Raw genomic sequence first — 23,683 nt, 5'->3', positions numbered from 1 at the left:
GACGGCTTACGCCGCCAAAGCGCCCTTGGCCTTTTCGGTCAGGGCCGCAAAACCCGCCGCATCGTGCACGGCGATGTCCGCCAGCACCTTGCGGTCCAGGGTGATGCCGGCCTTCAGCAGGCCGTTCATGAAGCGGCTGTAGCTCATGCCGTTGGCGCGCGCGGCAGCATTGATACGCGCGATCCACAGGGTGCGGAAATGGCGCTTCTTCTGCTTGCGACCGATGTACGCGTACTGCAGGGCCTTGGTGACGGCCTGCTTGGCGACGCGGAAGACCTTGCGGCGGGCGTTGTAATACCCCTTCGCGGCCTTCAGGACTTTCTTGTGACGGCGACGCGCCGTAACACCACGCTTAACTCGTGCCATGTCTTATCTCCTCACAAATACGGAAGCATGCGGTCCAGACGGCCCGCGTCCTCGGCACGAACATGGTTCGTCTGCCGCAGGTTGCGCTTCCGCTTGGTCGCCTTCTTGGTGAGGATGTGGCTCTTGTTGGCGTGGCCGCACTTGTACTTGCCGGAAGCGGTCTTCCGGAAGCGCTTGGCCGCCGCCCGATTGGTCTTGATCTTGGGCATTGGGAATCCTTGCGAAATCTACTGAACTGGTCGAGGCGGCAGCTTGGCCTTGCGGCTTCGCCACGCTTTCCATCCTGCCTGAGCCGGTGATAAGCCTTTGATTCCGAAGGAATCAAGGCGGGTCCTGGGTGCCTTTCAACAACAAACCCGGCGAACCGGGCCGCATAGTATGGCGGCCGCCTGCCGGGTTTGCAATCTTTCCTTGCGAAATCAGGCCTTTGCGGGCCTTGCGCGGCCTTACTTCTTCTTCGGCGCGATCATCATCACCATCTGCCGGCCTTCCAGGCGCGGGCGCGATTCGATGACGATGTCCTCGCCCAGGTCGGCCTCGATGCGGGCGGCCATTTCGCGGCCCAGCTCCTGGTGGCTCATCTCGCGGCCACGGAAGCGGATGTTGACCTTGATCTTGTCGCCTTCGACCAGGAATTCGCGCATCTTGCGCAGCTTGATCTGGTAGTCGCCCTCGTCCGTGACCGGACGGAACTTCACTTCCTTGATCTCGACCTGCTTGGTCTTCTTCTTGGCCTCGTTGGCCTTCTTCTGCAGCTCGAACTTGAACTTGCCGAAGTCCATGATCTTGCAGACCGGCGGATCCGCATTCGGCTGGATTTCCACGAGATCGAGGTCTTCCTCCTCGGCCATGCGCAGCGCTTCGTCGCGCGACAGCACGCCGATCATCTCGCCGTCGCTGCCGATGACGCGCACGCGCGGCACGCGGATCTCGTGGTTCCGTCGGTTCTGCTTTGAATCGGTGGTGGTACTGATGTTGCGATCTCCAAGGGATGGCTTCGGGTTGAAGCCGGATCGGCCATCGATTCCGGAATCGATGGCCGGCTGAACGTTCGGTTGGCCCGGGTCCTTACATGGATTCCTGACGCAAACGCGCGGCGAAGTCGGCGACGGACATGTTACCGAGGTCTTCCCCACCCCGCGTGCGCACGGAGAGCATGCCGTTTTCCTTCTCGCGGTCGCCGACCACCAGCAGGTACGGCACGCGCTGCAGCGTGTGCTCGCGGATCTTATAGCCGATCTTCTCGTTCCGCAAATCGGCGTCGACCCGGAAGCCTTGATTTGCAAGGGTTTTCCGGACGTCCTCGACGTAATCGGCTTGGGCGTCGGTGATGTTCATGACCATCGCCTGGACCGGGGCCAGCCAGGCCGGGAACTGGCCGGCGTGGTGCTCGATCAGGATGCCGATGAAGCGCTCCATCGAGCCGACGATGGCCCGGTGCAGCATCACCGGGTGCCGGCGCTGGCTGTGTTCGTCGACGTATTCGGCGCCCAGGCGGCCCGGCATCATGAAATCGACCTGCATGGTGCCCAGCTGCCAGGTGCGGCCGATGGCGTCCTTCAGGTGGTACTCGATCTTCGGGCCGTAGAACGCGCCCTCGCCCGGCAGTTCTTCCCACTCCACGCCGGAGGCGCGCAAGGCATCGCGCAGGGCGCCTTCGGCCTTGTCCCAGGTGGCATCATCGCCGAGGCGCGAATCCGGGCGCAGCGCGATCTTGATCTGGATGTCGCTGAAGCCGAAGTCCGCGTAGACCTTGAGCGCCTGCTCGTGGAACGCGCGCACTTCCTCTTCGATCTGGTTTTCCGTACAGAAGATGTGGCCGTCGTCCTGGGTGAAGCCGCGCACGCGCAGGATGCCATGCAGCGCGCCGGAGGGCTCGTTGCGGTGGCAGGCGCCGAACTCGCCGTAGCGGATCGGCAGGTCGCGGTAGCTGTGCAGGCCCTGGTTGAAGACTTGCACGTGGCCCGGGCAATTCATCGGCTTCAGCGCATAGGTGCGCTTCTCCGATTCGGTGAAGAACATGTTGTCCTTGTAGTTGTCCCAGTGGCCCGACTTCTGCCACAGCGACACGTCGAGGATCTGCGGGCAGCGCACTTCGCCGTAGCCGGTCTTGCGGTACACGTTGCGCATGTACTGCTCGACCACCTGCCAGATCGACCAGCCCTTGGGGTGCCAGAACACCAGGCCCGGGCCTTCTTCCTGCAGGTGGAACAGGTCCAACGCCTTGCCGATCTTGCGGTGGTCGCGCTTCTCGGCTTCCTCGAGCTGGGTCAGGTAGGCCTTGAGGTCCTTGTCGTTCAACCAGGCGGTGCCGTAGATGCGGCTGAGCATCTGGTTGTTGTGGTCGCCGCGCCAGTAGGCGCCGGCGACCTTCATCAGCTTGAACGCGCGCAGCTTGTCGGTGCCCGGCACGTGCGGGCCGCGGCAGAGGTCGGTGAACTCGCCCTGCGAGTACAGCGACAGTTCCTCGTTCGACGGGATGCTCTCGATGATCTCGGCCTTGTAGGCCTCGCCGATGCCCTTGAAGTAGGCCACCGCGTCGTCGCGCGACTTCACGCTGCGCGACACCGGATGCGCTTCCTTGACGATCTTCTGCATCTCCGCCTCGATCGCCGGCAGGTCTTCGGGCGTGAACGGGCGCTCGTAGGCGAAGTCGTAATAGAAGCCGTTGTCGATCACCGGGCCGATGGTCACCTGCGCGCCCGGGAACAGGCGCTGCACGGCCTGCGCCAGCAGGTGCGCGGTGGAATGGCGCAGGATGTCCAGCGCCTCCGGCGACTTGTCGGTGACGATGGAAAACGACGCGTCGTGGTCGATGCGGAAGCCGGCATCGACCAGCTTGTCGTCGACCTTGCCGGCCAGGGTGGCCTTGGCCAGGCCGGCGCCGATGGACGCGGCGACCTCGCCCACGGTGACGGGCGCATCGAACTGGCGGACGGAACCGTCGGGAAGGGTGATGTTGATCATGGGGATGGCTTTTCTTGGATGGCCCGGCTTTTGGGCCGGGCGCTTGTTCGTGGAGGAACAAACGAAAAAGGCGCCGGAGCGCCTTTCGAACGAATCGAATGCGTCGGCGGGCTCAGCGGTGGGCGATGGTAGTGCTCATGTCGCACGCTCGGCCGGCGTTTCCACAGGCCACCTTCTCCGTTTCGTCCTGCAGGCGGCACGGCAAGATGCAGGGCCGCCGCCAATTGCGGCCGCCAGTCTACCGAGCGCACCGAGGCGCTTCAAGGATTCGCCGCGCGCCGACGAACGGTCTTGACCGATTTAGTTAGGATTCCTAAATTACAGCATGACCAACGATCCATGCCAGCGTGAACAGGCGGCCGCCGGGCTGGAACAGCTGGCCTCGCTGGTGCGCGCGCACTCCTGGCGCAGCGAGGGGCTGCCGGCCCTGCCGCCCACCCAGGCCGCGGTCCTGCGCATGCTTGCGGGGGCGGACAACGGTTTGCGCGCGCAGCAGATCGCGGCCAGGCTGGATGTTTCCCCGGCCAGCCTCAGCGACACGCTGAAGACGCTGCAGGCGAAGGGCTGGATCGCCCGCCGCACGGATGCAGGCGATCGCCGTGCCAGCATCGTCCATCTGAGCAAGCAAGGCCGCGCGCTGGCGGCAAGACTCAAGCATCCCGCACGCGGCATGGCCGCCCTGCTGCAGGGGCTGGATGCCGCCGACGTGGGCGCCCTGCTCCGGGTCGCGCAGCTGCTGGTCGGCAAGGCGCAGCAGCAGGGCATGGCCACCGGCCTGCGCACCTGCCTCGGCTGCCGGTTCTTCCGCCCGTTCGCCAGCGGCGATGCCGCGCAGCCGCATGTCTGCGGGTTCCTGGGGACGCCATTCGGCGATGCCGAGCTGCGCGCCGACTGCGCCGACCAGTCGCCAGCCGACGCGCCGTTGCGGGCCGCGAACCGCGAACGCTTCCAGCTGCGCGCACCGCCCTGACCCCGAAAAAGATGGGCGGCGACCGACTGCAATCGGCCGCCGCCCGGTTCCTCCACCCACCCGGCAAGAGCAAGCAAGAGGAGATTCGAGTATGCGTCAGAAACTCGCTGCAATCGGCGCGTTCGCGCTCGCCATCGGCTGCGCGCACGCACACGATGGCGCCAGCCACACCGGCGGCATCCAGACCAAGGCCAATCCGGCCGCACGCGCGGATTTCGACATCGTCCACACCAGGATCAGCACCGAGGGCAACGTCGCCACCTTCCACATGGCGGTGTCCGGCAAGGCCGGCCGCAGCAGGCCCACCGCCACCGGCAAGCTGGCCGGCAGCGAGGTGTTCTCCTATGTCTGGCCGACCTCGATCGACCCCTACGAAGTCGGCTTCGAGCATGGCGCCGGCATCCTCGCGATGGCGGTCACCGCGCATCCGGATTTCGACGACACCCCGCTGTACGACGAAAACGGCGACGGTCGCCGCGACAACGACGGCAACCTCTGGCACAGCCACTGGGTGGTGCTGAAGCCGAACGAGGCCTGCGGCCCCGGCGCGCTGGGCGTGGTCGACATCCCGGAAGGCCGCAAGCCGCGCCTGCCGAAGACCTGGCCCGGGTTGCCGCTGCTGCTCGACAGCCCGGGCTGGAGCCCGACGCTGGAAGCCGGAACCGTGGAGGTCAAGGTGCCGTTCGACGACATCGGCATCGTCACCGCCGGCGGCTTCGACGGCGTCACCGCCGGCCTGCGGGTCAATGCCTCCGTGCATGCGCCGCTGCTGTGCGTGGTCGACGTGTTCAAGATCGCCTCCGGCAACCTCGGCCTGCCGGGCAAAGCCAACCTGTAACGCCACCCGCCCGCACCGCCCGGTGCGGGCTTTCCGGAGCCTCCATGAACGACAACGCGCATCCCATGGCACCCGCGCTGCAAGTGGAACGCTGGTTCAATACCCCCGCACCGATCACCCTGGACGCGCTGCGCGGCAAGGTGGTGGTGCTGGAGGCCTTCCAGATGCTCTGCCCCGGCTGCGTCTCGCACGGGCTGCCGCAGGCGATGCGCATCCGCTCGACCTTCGCGGACGAGCAAGTCGCGGTGATCGGGCTGCATGCGGTGTTCGAACACCACCAGGCGATGACCGCCGTCGCGTTGCAGGCCTTCCTGCACGAATACCGGATCCCGTTCCCGGTCGGCATCGACCGCCCGGGCGTGGATCAGCCGATCCCGCACACCATGCGCGCCTATGCGATGCGCGGCACGCCCACGCTGGCATTGATCGACCGCAACGGGCGGCTGCGCCAGCAGCATTTCGGCCAAGTCGGCGATCTGGCCGTCGGCGCACAGATCGCCGGGCTGCTGGCCGAGGCGTATTCCGGCATCCCGGGCACGGGACCGGCCACCGGTTGCGCGGAGGGCGCTTGCGCCGTCGATGCAGGCGAAAGCGCCGTCGGATAGCCCCCGGCTGCGCATCGCCCGCAAACGAAAACGGCGCAACCGATGAAGGATGCGCCGTATCGCCACTTTAAAAGTGGTGGGCGGTACAGGGTTCGAACCTGTGACCCCTACCATGTCAAGGTAGTGCTCTACCGCTGAGCTAACCGCCCGAAGGGGCGCGAATTGTAGCCCGGCAACGGGCTGCGGACAACCGCCGCCGCGACCGCCTACAGGCTGGCCTCGCGCAGCCGCCGGATCTGGTCGCGGACGCGGGCCGCATCCTCGAATTCCAGGTCGCGGGCATGCTGGTGCATCTGCTGCTCCAGCGCCTTGACCCTTGCCGCCTGCTGGGCCGGCGACATCCGCAGGTATTCCTGCTCCGGCTCGGCCACCCGGCGCGCCTTGCCGCGCCCCTTCAGTTCGCCCGGCTCCGGCCGCGCGCCTTCCATCACGTCCATCACCGCGCGCTGCACGGACTGCGGAGTGATGCCGTGCTCGGCGTTGTGCTCGACCTGCTTCTGCCGGCGGCGGTCGGTCTCGTCCAGCGCCTTCTGCATCGAATTGGTGATGCGGTCGGCGTACAGGATCGCCTTGCCGCGCAGGTTGCGCGCGGCGCGGCCGATGGTCTGGATCAGCGAACTGGTCGAACGCAGGAAGCCTTCCTTGTCGGCGTCCAGGATCGCCACCAGCGACACCTCCGGCATGTCCAGGCCCTCGCGCAGCAGGTTGATGCCGACCAGCACGTCGAACATGCCCAGCCGCAGGTCGCGGATGATCTCGATGCGCTCCACCGTCTCCACGTCGGAATGCAGGTAGCGCACGCGCACGCCGTGTTCGGACAGGTATTCGGTCAGGTTTTCGGCCATGCGCTTGGTCAGGGTGGTGACCAGCACGCGGTCGCCCATCGCCACGCGTTCGTGGATCTCGCCCAGCAGGTCGTCCACCTGGGTCGCCACCGGGCGGATCTCCACCGGCGGGTCGACCAGGCCGGTCGGGCGCACCACCAGCTCGATGACTTCGTCGCCGGCCTCGCGCAATTCGTACGGTCCCGGCGTCGCCGACACGAACACGCTGCGCGGCGCGCGTTCCTCCCATTCCTCGAAACGCAGCGGCCGGTTGTCCAGCGCCGACGGCAGGCGGAAGCCGAACTCCACCAGCGTCTCCTTGCGCGAGCGGTCGCCCTTGTACATCGCGCCGATCTGCGGGACGGTCACGTGCGACTCGTCGACCACCAGCAGCGAATCCGCCGGCAGGTAGTCGAACAGCGTCGGCGGCGGCTCGCCCGGCGCGCTGCCGGTGAGGTGGCGCGAGTAGTTCTCGATGCCGTTGCAGTAGCCGACCTCGGCCATCATCTCCAGGTCGAACTGGGTACGCTGCGACAGGCGCTGCACCTCGACCAGCTTGTTCGCCGCGTACAGCTGCTCCTGGCGCTCGCGCAACTCGGCCTTGATGGTTTCCACCGCGGTCAGAACGCGCTCGCGCGGGGTGGCGTAGTGGGTCTTCGGATACACCACGTAGCGCGGCATCCGGCGCAGGATCTCGCCAGTGAGCGGATCGAACATCGACAGTTGCTCTATCTCGCCGTCGAACAGTTCGATTCGGAGCGCCTCCAGGTCGGATTCGGCCGGGAACACGTCCACCGTCTCGCCGCGCACGCGGAAGGTGCCGCGGTCCAACGCCAGTTCGTTGCGGGTGTACTGCAAGGTCGTGAGGTGGCGCAGCAGCTCGCGCTGGTCGATGCGCTCGCCGCGCGACAGGATCAGCCGCATCGACAGGTAGTCCTCGGGTGCGCCCAGGCCGTAGATCGCGGAGACAGTGGCCACCACGATCGTGTCCCGCCGCGACAGCAGCGCCTTGGTCGCCGCCAACCGCATCTGCTCGATGTGGTCGTTGATCGAGCTGTCCTTCTCGATGTAGGTATCGCTGGAGGGGACGTAGGCTTCCGGCTGGTAGTAGTCGTAGTAGCTGACGAAGTACTCCACCGCGTTGTGCGGGAAGAACGCCTTGAACTCGCCGTACAACTGCGCGGCCAGGGTCTTGTTGTGCGCCATCACCAGCGTCGGCTTCTGCACCTGCTGGATCATGTTGGCGATGGTGTAGGTCTTGCCCGAGCCGGTCACGCCCAGCAGCACCTGCTTGGCGATGCCGTCCTGGAAGCCGGCCACCAGCTTCTCGATGGCCTGCGGCTGGTCGCCCGCCGGTTGGTAGGGCGCGACCAGCTGGAATCGGTCCGGGGAAGTGGACAAGTCGAGGTCGGAGGGCGTGGTCTGGCTCATCGTCGCGCGCGCGGTAGGCAACCGATGAGTCTACGCCCACTCGCCACCGCGACCTGAGGCACACCTGACTGGGACTTTCCTTACCCGCGATTCGGCAGCCGTCCGATCCCGGCCCGGTGCGGCGCGCCATAGCCTGTTGCCACGCCATCGGGAGCCCTGCCATGCGCCGCCGCAATGCCGGTTTCACCCTCATCGAACTGATGACCAGCCTCTCCGTGATGGCGATCTGCGCCGGGGTTGCGCTGCCGTCGATGGCCGGCTTCATCGAACACCAGCGAACCTCCGCCGCCATCGCCTCGCTCACCTCGCACATGGCCCTGGCGCGCATGGCCGCGATCAGCCGCAACCGCCGCGCCGTGCTTTGCCCGTCGGCCGATGGCAGCACATGCGAAGCGGGCACCGACTGGAGCCGGGGCTGGATGCTGTTCGTCGACGACGACGGCAACCGCATGCCGGACGCGCGCGACGAGATCCTGCGCGTCGACCTGGAACCCACCAGCCGGCACCTGCGCGTCACCAGCACCGTCGGCAGGCAGCAGCTGCGCTACCTGCCCGACGGGCGCAGCGCCGGCACCAACCTGACCCTGTCCATCTGCAACCAGCGGCAGGAACTGCTGGGCCAGGTCATCGTCAACAACATGGGGCGGCCGCGCAGCGAGCGGCCGAGGGTGCCTACGCCCTGCCCGGGATGAGGCCGATTCCCGCCTTCAGAAACGAAAAACCCGCCTTTCGGCGGGTTTTTCACATCTGGCGCCCGAAGTTGGACTCGAACCAACGACCCCCTGATTAACAGTCAAGTGCTCTAACCGGCTGAGCTATTCGGGCAAGGGTGCGCATTGTAGACGCCAGATCCGGGGCGGGCAAGCCGTCGACTGCAAGACATGCCTCTTTTGGAATTGAGGTCAAACCGGCGATCTACCCGCGTTTGCACCCATCGCCGATCCGGAATGTACAAGACCCGCGAGAAGCGGGCCTTGCATCGTCTGCTCTTTTGCCAATCACCAACAGCTGGCAGCAGGCCCCTTGGCACCCGCCTGATTGATTGACAGCGGCGAGCAGCCACTATCCCCGGCCTGTTTGCCCTTCGCCGTTGCGGTGACGCTGTAGTTCTTCTGGTTCGCGGTGGGAACGGCGATGTTGTAGAAGTTCAGCGTCTCCGGTTCGCAAATCCCGGTGTTCGCGACAAAGCCGGTATAGCGCAAGTTGACGGTGTAGTAGCGCTCGGCCTGCTGGGCAATGGCCAGCGCGCAGGAAGCGCCCGCGGCGCGGCGTGCTTTGCGCACGTGGTTGTTGTAGGCCGGCAGCGCGATCGACGCGAGGATCGCGATGATCGCCACGACCACCATCAACTCGATCAGGCTGAAACCGGAAACACGACGCGTACGCATGGGGATTCCTTGCTGGCTGGTCATCGATCAATCATCTCGCAATTCGCGCCAGGAAACGCGAGTCCACGCCGGCCGGCCCGTGCCGAATCCGCCGGAATACCCGCCCAGCCCGTCCGCCGCGCCGTAGCGTCCCTGGCCCGGCAACAGCAATGGCAGGGTCGGGATACCGTTGGTCTTGAACGAACCAGTGGGTTTGCCACTGGTGCCGGCATCGTCCGTGCTGCCATCGCGGTCAAGGTCGAAATAGGACCGTCCGCTGGCCCGCATGTCCGGGAACGGAGTGATGGCATTGATGTAGCCACTGCCCGAGGCGTCCGCGCAGGAATTGCCGGAAGGCATCATGCTGGCGGTGACCAAGTACGAGCCGTCGATCTGCGCGCTCTGCACGATGCGCTCGCCCTTGTCGGGCAGGTCGACATACCAGCCCTTGTTAGTTAAGGCGGTCAGGTCCTGGAAGTAGCGTTCGCCCGCGCCATCCGCGGTGACTGTGCGCGCGGTGAGATCGCTGCGGGTGTAAGCGGAGCCGACGGTGATGTCGTCCATCACCCCGTACATACTCTGCTTGTTGGTACCGATGTCGTTTGCATCAGCCGCAGTCAGGAAACTGCCGGTGCCGAACAGGATCCAGCGCTTGTTGGTGCGCGGGTCCACCGCCGTGGCGATGCCGCCGGTGATCGGCTGCGGCGTTCCCGCGGTCTTCTCTGCGTGGAAAATCTTCTTGGCCGACCAGGATCCCGGCGTGCTGGAGGTCAGGTCGAACTTCCAGACATTGCCCTGCAGGTCGCCGGCATAGACATAAACCAGTGTCTTGCCATCCGCGGCGTAGAGGCCGGTGGGGGCGAACAACCCGTTATTGGTGGTGTTGTCGGTGGGGATTTCCCGGATCACGCTGCCGTCGTCCATGTTCAGGACCAGCAGTGAGGCCTTGTCGCTGCCGCTGTTGATGCCGTTGCCTAGCACAACCGCCGACGTCAGGGTGCCGTTGCGCACCTTGGCCAGGACCGGCTGACCCATCACCATGCCCATGTTGTCGGACGCCGGCGTACCCGAGGTGGAAGAACGCTCCCACTTGACGTTGCTGGCGTTGAACGCACCCGGATTCGTGACATCCAGCGCATAAACCCCCTTGCCGCCACGACCCAGCGCACCCACGAGGATGTTCTTGTCGCCGGTGGGGCTCTGGGCCCGCGAGCTGATCGCGATCGGACCGTCCACAAACCAGCGGTGGTCGTAGTCACGGCGGCTCAGATCGGCCAAGTAGCCGAAGTTGATGATCCCCGGGATATAGGCGAACTGCTCCTGGCCATTGGCGGCGTTGAAGGCGTGCAACATGCCGTCGTTTGCGCCGATGTAAACGGTATCGGTATCCGTCACGTAAGCGGGCGAGGAATCGACGATGTCGCCCAGCAACGTGGTGCGCGGGCGCAGCTTGCCGGGGGCCGTGCCCTCCTTCGACTGGTTGCCGCGGATGTAGGACGCATTGTCCGCGCCGGACACCTCGTAGTTGGCCGGGCCGCCGGTGCGAACCAGCGCGGCGGTTTGCTGCGCAGTCGGGAAGGTGGTGCCGCCACCGGTACCGCCGGCACCGACGCCACCAGTCAGGGTGCCGCCGCGGGTGTAGATGTTCCGGCTGCCATAGGCCGGGAAAATACCGGCATTGGTGGTCTTCCAGACCTCGGTGCCGTTGATCAGGTTGTCCGCGCGCAACATGCCGGTCCAGCGGCCGGCCACATAGCTGGCGCTGAAGATCAGCGCACCGGTGTTGAGCTCGGTGGAGCTGGTGGCGCCCACGTTGGAGAAGGAGGCGGTGCGCTCGCTGATCTTGGCCAGCGCGGCCTCCAGGCCGTCGGCGAACGATTGCGGACTGGCCGCGGCCACGAAGGTGCCGCGTCCATTGACGGCGGCATGCAGCAGGTCGTCGATGTTGTCGATGTCGTCGTCGCCCGGGGCGGCCCAGATGGTGGCGGCGGTGACGTCGGACACGCTGGACAAACCGCTGGCGGCCTTCAGGCCGATCGAAATCGTAAAGGTGACCATGTGCTGCCAGAACGCCGGGTCGCGGCCAACGATGTTGTTCTCCGACGCGATCTTGGAATACTCGCTGGGCACGTTATTGGCCAGGTCCGTTCGCAGGTCGGTCTTCCAGTACTTCATGGCCACGTCGGCCAGGGTATTGCTGTTGCTGTCCTTGTACGGGGCAGGCATCAGGTACTGGTAGGTCTTGTAGTTGGGATCCGCGGCAGGCAGACCATTGGTGATCACGCTGCCGTTGCCTCCGTCGCCATCCGAGCCGGTCGTGACCGTACCGCCGTTCCAGTAACCGTCGGTGGTGAGCACAGTGAAGTTCTGGCGGCAGGACAACTGGTTTGCTGTGGCTTCCGGCCCGTAGGGTCCTGCGGCAGTATCGAGTTGGAAATACTTCCCGGCACCGTCCAGGATGGATTGCAGCGGCGTGCCGTTGGCGGCACTGGCCCGGAACAAGCGGTTGAACCATACCGAGCGACTGGTGGTGGACGGGTTGCCGTTTGTGCCATCGTTGTTCACGAAACGGCCGTCGTTGCCGTCCTGAACCGGAATGTTGTAGTTGGCGCTGCCGTTGCCGTGCAAGCTGCGATAACCCACGCGCACCTTGTTGCCTTGGGTATTGAATGCCTCGGCGGCGCCGCCCTTGGCGGTCTTGATACGGGTGCGATAGTAGGAATACCAGGTGGCGAAATTGATCTTCTCGTCGTCCACCGTCCGCTGCATGGTTCCGCCATTGGCGGTGTCGGGCACGACCGGCGTATTTTCAGTGCAAGCAATCCAGCTCCAGGCATTCGCGGTAAAACTGCTGCCATCGCAGTTGGTGCTGGTGCGGGCGGACAATGTATAGGTGCGGTTGCTGGCGGTATCGCCGCTCCGCTGCAGCCTGATGCTGTAACTGCCCGCAATGGTATTCGACACAATGCAGGTGGCGCTGCCCGCCTCGGCGGCGGTGCCGGAGCACACGGTGGTTCCGGACGGGTCAAGCACCGAGTAATTCAGACTACGCGTGCCGGAACCACTGGATGAGTTGTTGATCGTGAATTCGATCGCCCGGTTTGCGGTCGCAGACCCAGTGGTGCTGGTCGAGACGGTCGCGTTGGACGTGGTGCCTGAGTTAGGGCTGATGCTCGGGCTATTGGCGGTGATTGCCAACTGTCCCCACTCGGCACGAATGATGCGGGAGTTGCTACCGGCGAGGATCTGGAACCGGTAGTAGTTGCCGATGTTCGACAGGTACGCCGTGGTGCCGCCCTCAAGCTTCGGTGCGTAGAAGGTGCGGATGCTGTTGGACAGGTTCACCGTACCACTGCTGGTGCTGTTCTCCACGCCGGTATAGGCGACAAAGTTGGTATCGCTGTACGCGCTGTCGTAGGCGGTGCCGCCCGTCAGGCGGGTACCACTGGCGTCGAACCAGGGCTCGTACTTCACTGTCGGGTTGTAGTACAGCGTGTTGGTGTTGTAGTTCTGGTCGTACATCACCCCGTTGCCGGTCGAATCGGTGAAGTCGCCGGTATTGCCGGACGTCACGCCGCCGCTGTTGGGGCCGTCGCTGAAACTACCGGAACCGGTGACCGCGCTGATGTCGCCATTGTTGATGTTTTCCCAGGCCATCGACCCGGAATCGTCAAGGATGAACAGTACGTTCGGCGCCACCCGTACGCCCGAAGCCAGCGGGTCACCAGGGATGAGGACCGCGGCATTAATGGGCAGTGCCAGCAGCGTGGCGAGGAAAGCGGCAGGCAGCACACGCCATTCGGCGCGGGCGCGGGCGGCGCTGGCCAGCTTGCGGTCGTTGGTGGAAAGCTTGCGGTTCATGGTATGACCCGTGGATTCAAGGGTTGATCAACGCGCCTGGCTGACGACGTTCGCCTGCAGAACCACCGTGGACACGCCACGGCCGCGACCGTAGGACGTGACACGGAACATCGGACGTTCGCACTGGTAGCGGGGCACGTTCGAGGTTTCGCAGACGCCGCGCGTTTCCTCGCTCGCCCCCTGCGCCTTGCCCAGATACTCGACAGTGAAGGCATAGCTGCCTTTGCCCGTGGGCAAGGTTACATAGGCCGCCGACGCGGGCGGACTGGCGGTCTGCCAAGTGGCGGCATTCGCGGGGTTGCTGCGGTCGCAGTAGCCATTGGCGGAACAGGTCTTGCCTGCGGCCGTGCGCAACGACGTGTAGGTCTGGCCACCGTCCCACATCGGATTGAAGGTGCCGCGGATCACGCTGTTCTGGGCGATCAGCAGGCCGGTTTCGGCCGCCTGCATGGCTTCGTTGCGGTCGACCATGTTTGCACTCATCCGTTCCTGCATGGCCGAACTGCGCAACACGGCGATCCCGAGGATGGACATCACGATGAGCAGAAGCAGCACCACCAGCAGGGATACGCCCTGCTGGCGCTGGCGCGCGACCGATGCACGGGATTGCAGGGCCTGGTTCATGGCACTTTGATCCTGATTGCGGTGGTGTTTGAGGTCGTACGGGTGATGAAGTTGCTGCCATCGACCCTGACGTCGCCGCCGATGGTGCGCTGGCCGCGCAGGGTGAGGTTCACCCGCACCGCCACCACATCGGGCCAGGAGGGCGTAGTGGTGTAGGCGGCGCCATTGAGCTGGCGATAGCTGACGTTCATCGCCGTCACGCCAGGCACCACCGCCTGCGCCACTCCATTCCTGCTGGTGTAAAGCGACCCGCCGTTGAGGTACCAACGCGCGCTGCGGAAGCGGGCGGCGGACACAGTGGCTTCCGGGGCAATGCCCGACTGGTAGATCGGCACCGGCGTCGCAGGGGAAAACGTAAGGGTGTTGGTGGCATCGTTGACGCCACCACCGCTGATCGTCACCACGTACATGCGCGTGGCGTTGCACAGCACTAGCTTGTCGTTCTCCTTGAACCCACTAGAGAGCTTCCAGCCCGCCGGCAGCGGCGATGGTGGAAGGAGGGTCGCCGTCGTAGTGGTGGCCGCAGTGATCTGGTACGAAGCGTCGTCGGCGGACACTACGGTGAATTCATTCGCCGTGCCGGTGATCGGCGTGACCATCAGATTGTTCTCATCGGCGCTGTTCGCGTGTTCGACGTCCGGGATGGCCTGCTTTGAACAGGCCGTGCCACCGGTCGCACGCAGGTCGCGCGAGAGCATCTCATATGCCGCCCGCGCGCCTTCCTGGATGCGGTTCTGGCCTTCGTTGGCGTTGAAAGTCCGCTGGTTGGACTGGAATACGGCGATCGCCGCGCCAAGCACCAGCAAGCCCAGCACCATCGCGATCATCAACTCAATCAGGCCGAAACCCATGTGTCGCGGCTGGCGGATGCGGCTCATATCTGCGACTCCACGGAAAGCGAGCGATTGGTGCCGCCCGCATCCGTTCCCGCGCGGGAATCGTCCCAGAACACGGTGATGGTGCAGTTGGTAGCGTTGGCGCTATCGCAATTGGATATCTGCCCACAGGTCGTGGTATCGGCGGCGACGCCCGAACCGATGGTGGTTTTCAGCGCCGAGATCCAGGCCGCCCTGTCATTCGACGCCGTGGTGCCGGTTGATGCGGGCACGGCACAAGTCTTCGCCATGTTGTAGGCGTTGGCCTGGTCGCGGTTGGAGCGGATGGCCTCGAGGATGGAGTTGGTGGCCATCACCGCCTGCGTGCTTTCCAGCGAACCCTGGCCGCCGCGCAAGGCCAGCGATTGCATCGCGGCGATGCCCAGCAGGCCCACGGCCAGCACCAGCACCGACACCATTACCTCGATCAAGCCGATGCCACGCGCGTGGCGCGGCGATGCGGCCGGATGCAAGCGACGACTCATGGGCACGCCCCCTTTGCCACGGACACCACGCCACTGATCAGCACGGACAGGCACCTCTTGTCGCTGGACTTGGCGACTTCCAGGTTCAACTGGCTGTCGATCATTCCCGATGGTTTGAACACGATGCCGCCGGTGGGGCCGGTGACCTGCATCGAAGGACTTGCAGTGGTATCGCGGATCACGTCATTGGCCGGCACGGCAAGCGTGTTATCCCTGCCGAAGATCGTCCAGCCGCCCCAAGTCCCGCTGCCACTGCAGGCGCCTGCCGCCCCTGCGCAGACGGTGACCCGCGCATTGCGACGAATCGCTTCCGCCCGGGCGAGTTGCAACGAGGCGACGAGCTCTTCAGTCTGACCCGCGACACGGCTGTTGTTGATCAGGGCGGTCATGCTGGGCGTAGCGATGACGGCCAGAATCCCGATGACTGCCAGAGTCACCATCAACTCGACCACGGTGAACCCGTCGGGGCTGCCCGATCGCGAACGCTTGATGCAGTAAGGTGACATTTTGCCCCCGAATTTCGGCATGCAGACCATATCGGCCCGATCTGGGCTTCGCCACCGATCCCCGATGGGCGGCCCGTTCCCCGGCACGAATGGCTGCGGACGCAGCCCTGCCAGCGCGTCATCATAGGGCAACCTCCCCCTCCCCGATTGCGCCTTGGATCCAACCTCCTCCGCTCCGCTCGATGCCCTCTGGCGCCCGACCGCCTTGATGGCCGTAGTGCTCGCCGGCGAGGCATTGGCGCTGGTGTTGGCCCTTGCGTCCGCCGGGGACAACGGCTGGCTGGTACGGTTCGGATTGTCGTCGCTGGGGATCCAGTGGATTGCGCTTGGCACGCTTTGCGCGTTGTACCTGGCACGCGGGTTGCTGGCCCGAATGCCGGCGCAATGGGTGGCATGGGCATGCCTGGCCATCCTGCTCGGGATGACATCGCTGGTCTCCGCGGCGGCCTGGGGCATCATCGGCCTCACCAACAGCATCGAGCATGGCCGCACCGCATTCATGGCAAGGATGCTGGCGATGGCTTTCGTGGTGGGCTTGTTCGCCTTGCTGACCTATCAGAACTACTGGCGTGCGCGCCAGCTCGCCGTCCGCACCAAGCAACTCGAACTGGAATCCCTGCGCGCGCGGATCCGCCCGCATTTCCTGTTCAATACGCTCAATACCAGCGCGGCGCTGGTGCATGCCCGGCCGGACGAAGCCGAACGCGTGCTGCTGGACCTGGCCGACCTGTTCCGCGCCGCCCTGCGGGGACCGGAACGGATCCCGCTGGCCAAGGAAATCGAATTGACCCGGCGCTACCTCGAAATCGAGGCGCTGCGCTTCGGGCCGCGCCTGCAGGTGGCTTGGGACCTGCCGGACAGGCTGCCCGATGCCACCGTCCCGGCGCTGTCGCTGCAGCCGCTGGCGGAAAACGCCATCCGCCACGGCATCGAACGCTTGCCCGCCGGCGGCAGCGTGGGCATCCGGCTGGAACGCGCGGATGGCTGGATCCGCATCGAGGTCGACAACGACATGCCCGCCGACGGCAGCCGGGCACCGGAAGGCCATCGCATCGGCCTGAACTCGGCGCGCGAACGGGTTCGCGCGCTCAGCGACGGCCGCGGCGACGTGGAGACGCGGCTGGTCGAAGGCAGGCACGTCGCCGTGCTGCGGATCCCCGACGAGCCGTCGAACCAGCCGGCGTAGGCTGCCGCGCTAAGCGACCACCCGGTAGCACGGCCGGTAATCGCCGGCGATCTTCATCCTCCGCTGCTCGACGAAGGCGCGCAGCAAGGCATCCAGCGCCTGCATGATGTCGGCGTCGCCGTGGATCTCGAACGGGCCGAACCGTTCGATCCGGCGCATGCCGTCTTCCTTGACGTTGCCGGCGACGATGCCGGAGAACGCGCGCCGCAGGTCGGCGGCCAGTTCGTACGGCTTGCGGCCGTGGTGCAGGTCCAGCCCCGCCATCAGTTCGTGGGTCGGCGAGAACGGCTGCTGGAATTCCAGCGGCACGTGCAGCGCCCAGTTGAAGAAGAACGAATCCTTCTGCGCGATGCGCTGCTCGCGCACCTTGCGGATGCCGGACTCCATCCGCCGCGCGACCGTCTCCGGGTCGTTGACGATGATCTCGTAGCGCGACGCGGCCTCGTCGCCCAGGGTCAGGCGGATGAACCTGTCGATCTGCTCGAAATACGGCGCCGCGCCGGTCGGGCCGGTCAGGATCACCGGGAAGCGGCGGCCCGCGTTCTCCTCGCGCAGCAGGATGCCGAGCAGGTACAGGATTTCCTCGGCGGTGCCGACGCCGCCGGGGAACACGATGATGCCGTGGGCCATGCGCACGAAGGCCTCCAGGCGCTTCTCGATGTCCGGCATGATCACCAGGTGGTTGACGATCGGGTTCGGCGATTCGGCGGCGATGATGCCCGGCTCGGTGATGCCGATGTAACGGGTGCGGCGGCGGCGCTGCTTGGCGTGGGCGATGGTGGCGCCCTTCATCGGCCCCTTCATCGCGCCGGGGCCGCAGCCGGTGCAGATGTCCAGCCCGCGCAGGCCCAGCTCGTAGCCGACCTGCTTGGTGTAGACGTATTCCTCGCGGCCGATCGAATGGCCGCCCCAGCAGACGACCAGGTTCGGATCGGAGGGATGCAGCACGCGCGCGTTGCGCAGCAGGCCGAACACCGCATCGGTGATGCCTTCGCCGCTCCGCAGGTCGGCCTCTTCGGCCAGTTCGATCGCGGTCCAGGCAAGGTCCCGCACCACCGCGAACAGCAGCTCGGCGACGCCGCGGATGATCTCGCCGTCGACGAAGGCCATCGCCGGCGCGTTGTGCAGGTCGATGCGCACGCCGCGGTCCTGCTGCAGCACCTGGATGTCGAAGTCCGGATACAGCTCCTGCGCCGCGCGCGGATCGTCCGATGCGCTGCCGCTGGTCAACACGGCCAGCGCGCAGCGGCGCAGCAGGTCGTGCATGCCGCCGCCGGAGGCATCGCGCAGGCGCGCGACTTCGGCGCGCGACAGCACGTCGAGCGCGCCGCGCGGGTGGATGCGCGCATCCACGGTGGGGAGTTTGTGGGTCGTTACGGCCGCAGCCTGCGGCGAGGAATGGTTGTCTGTCATAGACCGCGCACTCTAGCGCAGTCCGCCGGGCGGCGCTCCCGCCATCCCCGCAAAAGAAAACGGCCGGGTTGCCCCGGCCGTTTCGGTGATGCGTTGGCGCAATGGATCAGAAGGTGTACTTCACGGTCAGCAACGCCTGCCAGCGGGAGACCACGCGCCCCGGGTTGCTGGAGCTGTCGTACACGCTGAAGTTCTGGTACAGCGGCGCGGTCGGCGTGCCCAGGTCGTACACGTACTTGCCGTTGACGACGTCGGCGACGTTGGCCAGGCGGCGGGTGCCGAAGAAGCCCAGGCCTTCCTGCTGACCCCAGTTCTTGTTGAGGAAGTTCAGGAAATTGAACATGTCCAGGCGGACGACGAACTTGTTGTCGTTGAAGAAGCCCGGCAACTCCTGCTGGAACCCGACGTCGAGCTGGTTGATCCACGGCTGGTGCGAGGCGCCGCGCTCGGCGATGTGGCCGCGACGGGACTGCAGGTAGGCGTCGTTCGAGATGAAGTTCTGGAACGCCTCGATCTGCGCGGCGGTGGTGCCCGGCTTGTAGGTCACCAGCGGATCGTTGAGCAGCGGGATGTAGGCCAGGTCGACGTTGGTGGCGACGGCATCGCCGTTCACGTCGTTGCCGAACACCCAGCTGTACGGCTGGCCGTCGTGGCCGTTGTAGTAGACGGACACGGTGGTCTTGTAGTCGCCGAAGAAGGCGTGGTCCCAGTTCGCCGACAGCTTCACCGAAAGCGGGATGTCGAAGCGCGAGCGAGCCTCGACGATCTCGTTCGGGTTGGTGCGCGACACGAAGTTGTAGTTGGAATAGGCCTGCGAGCTCGAGCCCGGGTTGACCTCGGTGCTGCGGGTCTGGGTGATGCTGAAGTTGCCGCTGAAGCCGTGCGACATCGCCTTGCTCAGCGAGAAGGTGATCGAGTCCGAACCGCCCTTGTTGGTGTTGGTCAGCAAGGTGGAGCGATAGAAGATCTCCGGATACGCGCCGTTGTTGCTGCCGTTGCCGACCTGCGTGGTGCTGGCATTGGGATAGGTCTGCCAGTACGAATCGCGGCCGTCCGGCAGTGTGCCCTTGGCCACGCCGACGTTCGGCAACAGGTAGACGATGGCGTTCTTGGCCTTGATCTTCGTGTACTCGACGGAGCCGGTCAGGCCCCAGGGCAGCTCGGCATCGAGGCCCAGGCTGAACTTCCAGGCGGTGGGCAGCTTGAAGTCCGGATCGAGGACGTCGATCTGGCAGTTGCCGGCGGAGCCGCCGCACACGCCCGCAGCGACGGAGGTCGGGCCCGGCTGGTTGTTCGGGTCGGAACTGAAGGGCGCATTGGCCGGGTTGGTGTTCGTGTACTGCTTGGACGAGACCGCGCCGTTGTTGAGGTACGGATTGGACAGCCAAACGTACGGCGGGACCGTCTGGAACAGGCCCAGGCCGCCGCGCAGCTGCATCTGGCGCTCGGTGTTGAAGCTGTAGTTGAAGGCGAAGCGCGGCTCGAACACCTTGTTCCTGGAACCCAGCGTGGTGTTGCTGGGATAGCCGAAGCGCGTCTCCCACACCGGCGCACCCGGCGTGACGCCGGCAACCCCGGTGTTCTCGACCGCAACCGGCGGCGCGCGGTCGGCCTTCGGCAGGTTGACGCGCACGCCGAACACCAGCGAGAGGTTGTCGTTGACCTGCCAGGTGTCCTGCAGGAAGGGGCTGATCTGGGTGTACTTCCAGGTACCGCCCGCATCGGCCAGGGTCACGCCGTCCGGCAGGTAGTTCTTGACGAAGGTGCCGTAGTTGCCGGCGGCGATTTCATCGGCGGGGGTGCCGTTGCCGTTCTTGTCGTAGAACCCGTACGACCCGTGCAGCAGCTGGCCGAACACGTCGAAGGTCTTGTTGCTCAGGAAGTCGAAACCGCCCTTGATCGCGTGGTCGCCCGCATAGTAGGTGCCGGACAGGGTGCCGGTGATGCGCTTGCTGCCGATCGAGTTCTCGTGGCGGAAGCGGTCTTCGCCGGCGACGACCCAGCCGGTGCCAGCGGGGATGCTGGTGGGGTTGTTCGGGCAGTTGCTCGCGATCGCGGTGAAGCACGCGAACACTTCCGGCTGGTCCAGGCCCGCGCCGTTGACGTTGTCGTACTTCTGGTAGCCGACCTTGAGCTCGGTGCTGAAGTTCTCGCTCCAGTCGCTGAACAGCTGGAACGAGTAGTTGTCGGTCTTGTTGGCCGAGGTGTACCAGTTGCTCGGCAGGATGACGCTGTAGTCCTTCACGTAGCCGGAGTACGGCGTGGGACGGGTTTCCTCGGTGCGCTGGAAGGTGAAGCTGGCGCGATGGTTGTCGCTGATGTTCCAGTCCAGCTTGCCCAGCGTGCGCTTGCTTTCCAGGGTCGCGGCGGTGCCGCCGCCGGTCTGGATGCCGATCGACTCGAATGCGCTGGCCACGGCGTCCGCCTGGGTCTGGCTGAGCAGGCCGGTGGACACGGCGTTCTGGCCGACGCCGGCGATGCCGTCGACCTTCTGGTTTTCGTAGGAGAGGAAGAAGAACAGCTTGTCCTTGACGATCGGGCCGCCGAAGGTGGCGCCGAGGGTCTTGTTCTTGTCGAACACGGTGAAGGCCGAACCCGGGCGGTCGCCGACCATGCTGCTGCCATCGGTCAGCGCGTAGTACACCGAGCCGTGGAACGCATTGGTACCCGACTTGGTGACCGCATTGATGTTGGCGCCGACGGCGTCGGAGGTGACGTCGTAATCGGTGATCTTGATGTCGTAGGCGGCGATGGTGTCCGGCGAGATCGGCGAACCGGTGAAGCCCAGGCCATTGGCGTTGAGGCCGAACGGGTCGGTCACCGACAGGCCGTCGACGCTGATGTTGTTGTAGCGGTTGTTCTGGCCGGAGACCGAAATCGAACCGTCGCTCTGGTCGGTGACGTTGATGCGCGGGTCGAGGCGGGCGATATCGTCCAGCGAGCGGTTGCCGCTGACCGCGGTTTCCAGCTGGCGGCCGCTGACCGAGGTGCCCACGCCCTTGTTGTCGGCGCCGAAGACGTTGGCTGCAGAGCCGACGACGGTCACGGTGCCCAGGGTCGTGGCATTGCCGGAAGCCAGGTTGGCGTCGACGGTGCTGACCTTGTTGAGTTCGAGGTAGACGTTGTCCTCGGTATCGGTACCGGCGCCGGCCTTGTTCACGGTGATGGTGTACGGGCCGCCGACGCGCAGGCCGCGCGCGATGTAGCGACCGGCCGCATCGGTGGTGGCGCGGCTGACCGTGCCCGACTCGACGTGGGTGATGGTGACCTCGGCGCCCGCGACCGGCTGGCCGTCGGCGCCGACGACCTGGCCGGCGACGCCGGAGGAAGTGCTCTGCGCGAAAACAGGAGCCGCGGCAAGCGCGACCATCAGGCCCAGCGACAGCTTCGAAAGCCGGACGCGGTTCGGGTGAGTCATGTTGATTACCTCTAGTCTACGAAGATGGAAACGACAGACGCTGCACGGCACGAGCCGACACGTCCGTCCTGCGACGGTTGTCGGCGAATTCGGAACCCCTGCCCATACGAAGCCGCATGGGTTTACCAAAGTTTAACACGGTAAGTTCTTTCGATGACGCCCGGATGACAGCGCGCGACCTGCGGTCGCCCAGCGCTAAGTACCTGTCCCCGTTCAGCTTCCTGCACGCAGGTAACTGGCGATGCCGTCCAGCAGCATCTGCACCGAGATGGCGACGATGACCATGCCCATCAGGCGCTCGATCGCGGTCAGGACCCGTGTGCCCAGCCACTTCTGCAGGTAGGTGGCGGAGAACAGGATGGTCGCGGTGGCGGCCCAGGCGATCGACAGGGCCAGCATCCAGTCGCCCATCCGACCCGGTTCCTGGCTGCCCAGCAGCATCACCGCGGCCATGCCGGAGGGGCCGGCGATCATCGGGATCGCCATCGGCACGATGAAGGGCTCGCCATCCGGGATCTCGCCCATGATCCCTTCCGGGGTCGGGAAGATCATGCGCAGGCCGATCAGGAACAGCACGATGCCGCCGGCGATCGAGACCGACTCCTGCTTCAGGTGCATCAGCTCCAGCGCGTACTGGCCGCCCCACAGGAACAGCATCAGCACGCCCAGCGCGATCAGCAGTTCGCGCACCAGCACCCGCCTCTGGCGGGACGGCGGCAAGCCCTTGAGCAGGCTGAGGAACACCGGGATGTTGCCCAGCGGATCCAGGATCAGGAACAGCAGCAGGGCGGCCGACGCGATGGTCATGCCGGCAGCTCCAAGACCCGCCCGCGCTGCGCGGCGCCGGCGACCGACAGCAGTTCCACGCAGGCTGCGGCGTAATCGCCGGGCGGCCTGGCCTGCATGTCCGTGTTGGGCTGGAACGCCTTGCCGCGCAACGCGGTGCGCATCGGCCCCGGGCGCAGGCCGCTGATGCGCGGACCGTGTTCGCCGAGTTCCGCCTGCAGCATCGGGACCAGCGTCTCCTGCGCGGACTGGGCCAGGCCATAGCCGCCCCAGAAGGCATTGCTGCCGCCGCGGGCGGGATCGTCGATGGCGAACACCACGGCGCCGGCATCGGACTCCGCGATCAAGGGCAGGCAGGCCTGGGTCAGCCACCAGCGCGCGGTCAGGTCGACATGGATGGCGCGGGCGAAATCGGCCGGATCGGTATGCAGCAACGGGGTCAGGCCCTTGAACTCGGCGGCGCAATGCAGCACCCCGTCGAGCCGGCCAAGCTCGGCCTGGATGCGCTGCGCGAGCTCGTCGAAATCGTCCGGCGTGGCTCCCACCAGGTCCAGCGGATACAGCACGGGTTCCGGACCCACCGCCTTGACCGCGTCGTACACGCGGTTCAGCGGCGCCACTTTGCGGCCAAGCAACACGACCGTGGCGCCCGCCTGCGCGCAAGCCACGGATGCCGCCGCACCCAGGCCGCCGGCAGCGCCGGCGACCAAGATGACCCGCCCGTGCAGGGCCGGCCGTTCGGGCGAAGCTGCCTGGCTCACGCCTTCTGCGCGTCCGCGACGATGCGCGCCAGTTCGCCGGATTCGGACAGCTCGACGGTGATGTCGCAGCCGCCGATCAACTCGCCGTTGATGAAGAGTTGCGGGAAGGTCGGCCAGTCCGAGTAGCGCGGCAGGTTGGCGCGGATTTCCGGCTCCTCCAGCACGTTGACGGTGTGCATCTGGACGGCGCCGGCCGCCTTCAAGGCCTGCACCGCGCGGCTGGAGAACCCGCACATCGGGAACTGCGGCGTGCCCTTCATGAACAGGACGACGGGATGGCCTTCGATTTCGGCGCGGATGCGGTCTTCGATGGAAGACATGGGGAGATCTCCTGCAATGCTGCGGCCCGCAAGCGCCGGCGGCGGTCGATGACCTGTCGACGCTGCGGCAATGGGCGGTG

At 65.7% G+C, this 23,683-nt stretch carries 21 protein-coding genes and 2 tRNA genes; 5 read left to right on the top strand and 18 right to left on the bottom strand.

Annotated features, from left to right (window positions below):
• Positions 1 to 6: 6 nt before the first annotated feature.
• The 4 genes from rplT to thrS all read right to left on the bottom strand — a co-directional run bounded on the left by rplT (position 7) and on the right by thrS (position 3,333).
• A complete protein-coding gene (rplT, locus tag FHQ07_RS12685) occupies positions 7 to 366 on the bottom strand; it encodes a 50S ribosomal protein L20 (RefSeq protein WP_139717236.1) in 360 nt (119 codons plus the stop codon).
• 11 nt (positions 367 to 377) lie between these two features.
• Entirely contained in the window at positions 378 to 575 is a 198-nt protein-coding gene (rpmI, locus tag FHQ07_RS12680; RefSeq protein WP_027083463.1) for a 50S ribosomal protein L35, read from the bottom strand.
• 237 nt (positions 576 to 812) lie between these two features.
• Positions 813 to 1,340 carry a translation initiation factor IF-3 gene (gene infC, locus FHQ07_RS12675; RefSeq protein WP_139718084.1) on the bottom strand — a complete coding sequence of 176 codons (528 nt, stop codon included), beginning with the start codon at positions 1,338 to 1,340 and terminating at the stop codon, positions 813 to 815.
• Positions 1,341 to 1,434: 94 nt separating this feature from the next.
• Positions 1,435 to 3,333 carry a threonine--tRNA ligase gene (thrS, locus tag FHQ07_RS12670; protein WP_139717234.1) on the bottom strand — a complete coding sequence of 633 codons (1,899 nt, stop codon included), beginning with the start codon at positions 3,331 to 3,333 and terminating at the stop codon, positions 1,435 to 1,437.
• A 325-nt stretch (positions 3,334 to 3,658) separates the two neighbouring features.
• Between thrS and FHQ07_RS12665 the strand changes: the two genes are divergently transcribed.
• From FHQ07_RS12665 to FHQ07_RS12655, 3 genes are all read left to right on the top strand, one after another.
• Positions 3,659 to 4,303 carry a MarR family winged helix-turn-helix transcriptional regulator gene (locus FHQ07_RS12665; protein WP_139717232.1) on the top strand — a complete coding sequence of 215 codons (645 nt, stop codon included), beginning with the start codon at positions 3,659 to 3,661 and terminating at the stop codon, positions 4,301 to 4,303.
• Between the two features lie 91 nt (positions 4,304 to 4,394).
• Positions 4,395 to 5,141 carry a hypothetical protein gene (locus FHQ07_RS12660; RefSeq protein WP_139717230.1) on the top strand — a complete coding sequence of 249 codons (747 nt, stop codon included), beginning with the start codon at positions 4,395 to 4,397 and terminating at the stop codon, positions 5,139 to 5,141.
• Between the two features lie 44 nt (positions 5,142 to 5,185).
• Positions 5,186 to 5,746: a redoxin domain-containing protein gene (locus FHQ07_RS12655; protein WP_139717228.1), complete on the top strand. Its 561-nt coding sequence runs from the start codon at positions 5,186 to 5,188 to the stop codon at positions 5,744 to 5,746.
• Positions 5,747 to 5,820: 74 nt separating this feature from the next.
• Here the strand turns inward: FHQ07_RS12655 and FHQ07_RS12650 are convergent.
• Positions 5,821 to 5,895, bottom strand: a tRNA-Val gene (locus tag FHQ07_RS12650).
• Positions 5,896 to 5,952: 57 nt separating this feature from the next.
• On the bottom strand, positions 5,953 to 8,001 hold the full coding sequence (uvrB, locus tag FHQ07_RS12645) for an excinuclease ABC subunit UvrB (protein WP_139718082.1): 2,049 nt from the start codon (positions 7,999 to 8,001) through the stop codon (positions 5,953 to 5,955).
• A gap of 161 nt (positions 8,002 to 8,162) precedes the next feature.
• Between uvrB and FHQ07_RS12640 the strand changes: the two genes are divergently transcribed.
• Entirely contained in the window at positions 8,163 to 8,693 is a 531-nt protein-coding gene (locus FHQ07_RS12640) for a GspH/FimT family pseudopilin (protein WP_139717226.1), read from the top strand.
• Positions 8,694 to 8,749: 56 nt separating this feature from the next.
• Here the strand turns inward: FHQ07_RS12640 and FHQ07_RS12635 are convergent.
• The 7 genes from FHQ07_RS12635 to FHQ07_RS12605 all read right to left on the bottom strand — a co-directional run bounded on the left by FHQ07_RS12635 (position 8,750) and on the right by FHQ07_RS12605 (position 15,740).
• Positions 8,750 to 8,826 (bottom strand) — tRNA-Asn (locus FHQ07_RS12635).
• A gap of 173 nt (positions 8,827 to 8,999) precedes the next feature.
• Positions 9,000 to 9,413: a type IV pilin protein gene (locus FHQ07_RS12630; RefSeq protein ID WP_277871792.1), complete on the bottom strand. Its 414-nt coding sequence runs from the start codon at positions 9,411 to 9,413 to the stop codon at positions 9,000 to 9,002.
• Between the two features lie 3 nt (positions 9,414 to 9,416).
• The gene (locus FHQ07_RS12625) at positions 9,417 to 13,229 is read right to left on the bottom strand and encodes a pilus assembly protein (RefSeq protein WP_240703496.1); all 3,813 of its coding nucleotides are present in this window, start codon (positions 13,227 to 13,229) and stop codon (positions 9,417 to 9,419) included.
• A gap of 27 nt (positions 13,230 to 13,256) precedes the next feature.
• Positions 13,257 to 13,853, bottom strand: a complete 597-nt coding sequence (locus tag FHQ07_RS12620) for a pilus assembly PilX family protein (RefSeq protein WP_139717224.1) — start codon at positions 13,851 to 13,853, stop codon at positions 13,257 to 13,259.
• Complete coding sequence (locus tag FHQ07_RS12615; protein WP_139717222.1) at positions 13,850 to 14,731, bottom strand: PilW family protein; 882 nt, start codon at positions 14,729 to 14,731, stop codon at positions 13,850 to 13,852. Before FHQ07_RS12615 ends, FHQ07_RS12620 begins: the two co-directional genes overlap by 4 nt.
• Positions 14,728 to 15,213: a type IV pilus modification protein PilV gene (gene pilV / locus FHQ07_RS12610; RefSeq protein WP_139717220.1), complete on the bottom strand. Its 486-nt coding sequence runs from the start codon at positions 15,211 to 15,213 to the stop codon at positions 14,728 to 14,730. Before pilV ends, FHQ07_RS12615 begins: the two co-directional genes overlap by 4 nt.
• Positions 15,210 to 15,740 carry a GspH/FimT family pseudopilin gene (locus FHQ07_RS12605; protein WP_168191559.1) on the bottom strand — a complete coding sequence of 177 codons (531 nt, stop codon included), beginning with the start codon at positions 15,738 to 15,740 and terminating at the stop codon, positions 15,210 to 15,212. The genes pilV and FHQ07_RS12605 overlap by 4 nt, the downstream gene beginning before the upstream one ends.
• A gap of 187 nt (positions 15,741 to 15,927) precedes the next feature.
• Here FHQ07_RS12605 and FHQ07_RS12600 point away from each other — a divergent pair, with 187 nt between their 5' ends.
• Positions 15,928 to 16,905 (top strand): sensor histidine kinase, encoded by a 978-nt coding sequence (locus FHQ07_RS12600; RefSeq protein ID WP_139717216.1) that lies wholly within the window; start codon positions 15,928 to 15,930, stop codon positions 16,903 to 16,905.
• Positions 16,906 to 16,914: 9 nt separating this feature from the next.
• On the opposite strand, the gene ppnN is transcribed toward FHQ07_RS12600, so the two are convergent.
• From ppnN to grxD, 5 genes are all read right to left on the bottom strand, one after another.
• On the bottom strand, positions 16,915 to 18,318 hold the full coding sequence (ppnN, locus tag FHQ07_RS12595) for a nucleotide 5'-monophosphate nucleosidase PpnN (RefSeq protein WP_139717214.1): 1,404 nt from the start codon (positions 18,316 to 18,318) through the stop codon (positions 16,915 to 16,917).
• A 106-nt stretch (positions 18,319 to 18,424) separates the two neighbouring features.
• Entirely contained in the window at positions 18,425 to 21,736 is a 3,312-nt protein-coding gene (locus FHQ07_RS12590) for a TonB-dependent receptor (RefSeq protein WP_139717212.1), read from the bottom strand.
• Between the two features lie 213 nt (positions 21,737 to 21,949).
• Complete coding sequence (locus FHQ07_RS12585; RefSeq protein WP_139717210.1) at positions 21,950 to 22,543, bottom strand: YhgN family NAAT transporter; 594 nt, start codon at positions 22,541 to 22,543, stop codon at positions 21,950 to 21,952.
• Entirely contained in the window at positions 22,540 to 23,283 is a 744-nt protein-coding gene (locus FHQ07_RS12580) for an SDR family NAD(P)-dependent oxidoreductase (RefSeq protein WP_240703495.1), read from the bottom strand. Before FHQ07_RS12580 ends, FHQ07_RS12585 begins: the two co-directional genes overlap by 4 nt.
• Positions 23,280 to 23,603, bottom strand: a complete 324-nt coding sequence (gene grxD, locus FHQ07_RS12575; RefSeq protein ID WP_139717208.1) for a Grx4 family monothiol glutaredoxin — start codon at positions 23,601 to 23,603, stop codon at positions 23,280 to 23,282. Before grxD ends, FHQ07_RS12580 begins: the two co-directional genes overlap by 4 nt.
• Positions 23,604 to 23,683: the final 80 nt, after the last annotated feature.

Source organism: Thermomonas aquatica (assembly GCF_006337105.1).
GTDB lineage: Bacteria > Pseudomonadota > Gammaproteobacteria > Xanthomonadales > Xanthomonadaceae > Thermomonas > Thermomonas aquatica.
This window is presented reverse-complemented; position numbering and strand designations above follow the sequence as displayed.

Bases quoted from the DNA above. Each gene is read 5' to 3' on its own strand.
- rplT (WP_139717236.1), bottom strand. From the start codon at position 366: ATGGCACGAGTTAAGCGTGGTGTTACGGCGCGTCGCCGTCACAAGAAA.
- rpmI (WP_027083463.1), bottom strand. From the start codon at position 575: ATGCCCAAGATCAAGACCAATCGGGCGGCGGCCAAGCGCTTCCGGAAG.
- thrS (WP_139717234.1), bottom strand. From the start codon at position 3,333: ATGATCAACATCACCCTTCCCGACGGTTCCGTCCGCCAGTTCGATGCG.
- FHQ07_RS12665 (WP_139717232.1), top strand. From the start codon at position 3,659: ATGACCAACGATCCATGCCAGCGTGAACAGGCGGCCGCCGGGCTGGAA.
- FHQ07_RS12660 (WP_139717230.1), top strand. From the start codon at position 4,395: ATGCGTCAGAAACTCGCTGCAATCGGCGCGTTCGCGCTCGCCATCGGC.
- FHQ07_RS12655 (WP_139717228.1), top strand. From the start codon at position 5,186: ATGAACGACAACGCGCATCCCATGGCACCCGCGCTGCAAGTGGAACGC.
- uvrB (WP_139718082.1), bottom strand. From the start codon at position 8,001: ATGAGCCAGACCACGCCCTCCGACCTCGACTTGTCCACTTCCCCGGAC.
- FHQ07_RS12640 (WP_139717226.1), top strand. From the start codon at position 8,163: ATGCGCCGCCGCAATGCCGGTTTCACCCTCATCGAACTGATGACCAGC.
- FHQ07_RS12630 (WP_277871792.1), bottom strand. From the start codon at position 9,413: ATGACCAGCCAGCAAGGAATCCCCATGCGTACGCGTCGTGTTTCCGGT.
- FHQ07_RS12625 (WP_240703496.1), bottom strand. From the start codon at position 13,229: ATGAACCGCAAGCTTTCCACCAACGACCGCAAGCTGGCCAGCGCCGCC.
- FHQ07_RS12620 (WP_139717224.1), bottom strand. From the start codon at position 13,853: ATGAACCAGGCCCTGCAATCCCGTGCATCGGTCGCGCGCCAGCGCCAG.
- FHQ07_RS12615 (WP_139717222.1), bottom strand. From the start codon at position 14,731: ATGAGCCGCATCCGCCAGCCGCGACACATGGGTTTCGGCCTGATTGAG.
- pilV (WP_139717220.1), bottom strand. From the start codon at position 15,213: ATGAGTCGTCGCTTGCATCCGGCCGCATCGCCGCGCCACGCGCGTGGC.
- FHQ07_RS12605 (WP_168191559.1), bottom strand. From the start codon at position 15,740: ATGCCGAAATTCGGGGGCAAAATGTCACCTTACTGCATCAAGCGTTCG.
- FHQ07_RS12600 (WP_139717216.1), top strand. From the start codon at position 15,928: ATGGCCGTAGTGCTCGCCGGCGAGGCATTGGCGCTGGTGTTGGCCCTT.
- ppnN (WP_139717214.1), bottom strand. From the start codon at position 18,318: ATGACAGACAACCATTCCTCGCCGCAGGCTGCGGCCGTAACGACCCAC.
- FHQ07_RS12590 (WP_139717212.1), bottom strand. From the start codon at position 21,736: ATGACTCACCCGAACCGCGTCCGGCTTTCGAAGCTGTCGCTGGGCCTG.
- FHQ07_RS12585 (WP_139717210.1), bottom strand. From the start codon at position 22,543: ATGACCATCGCGTCGGCCGCCCTGCTGCTGTTCCTGATCCTGGATCCG.
- grxD (WP_139717208.1), bottom strand. From the start codon at position 23,603: ATGTCTTCCATCGAAGACCGCATCCGCGCCGAAATCGAAGGCCATCCC.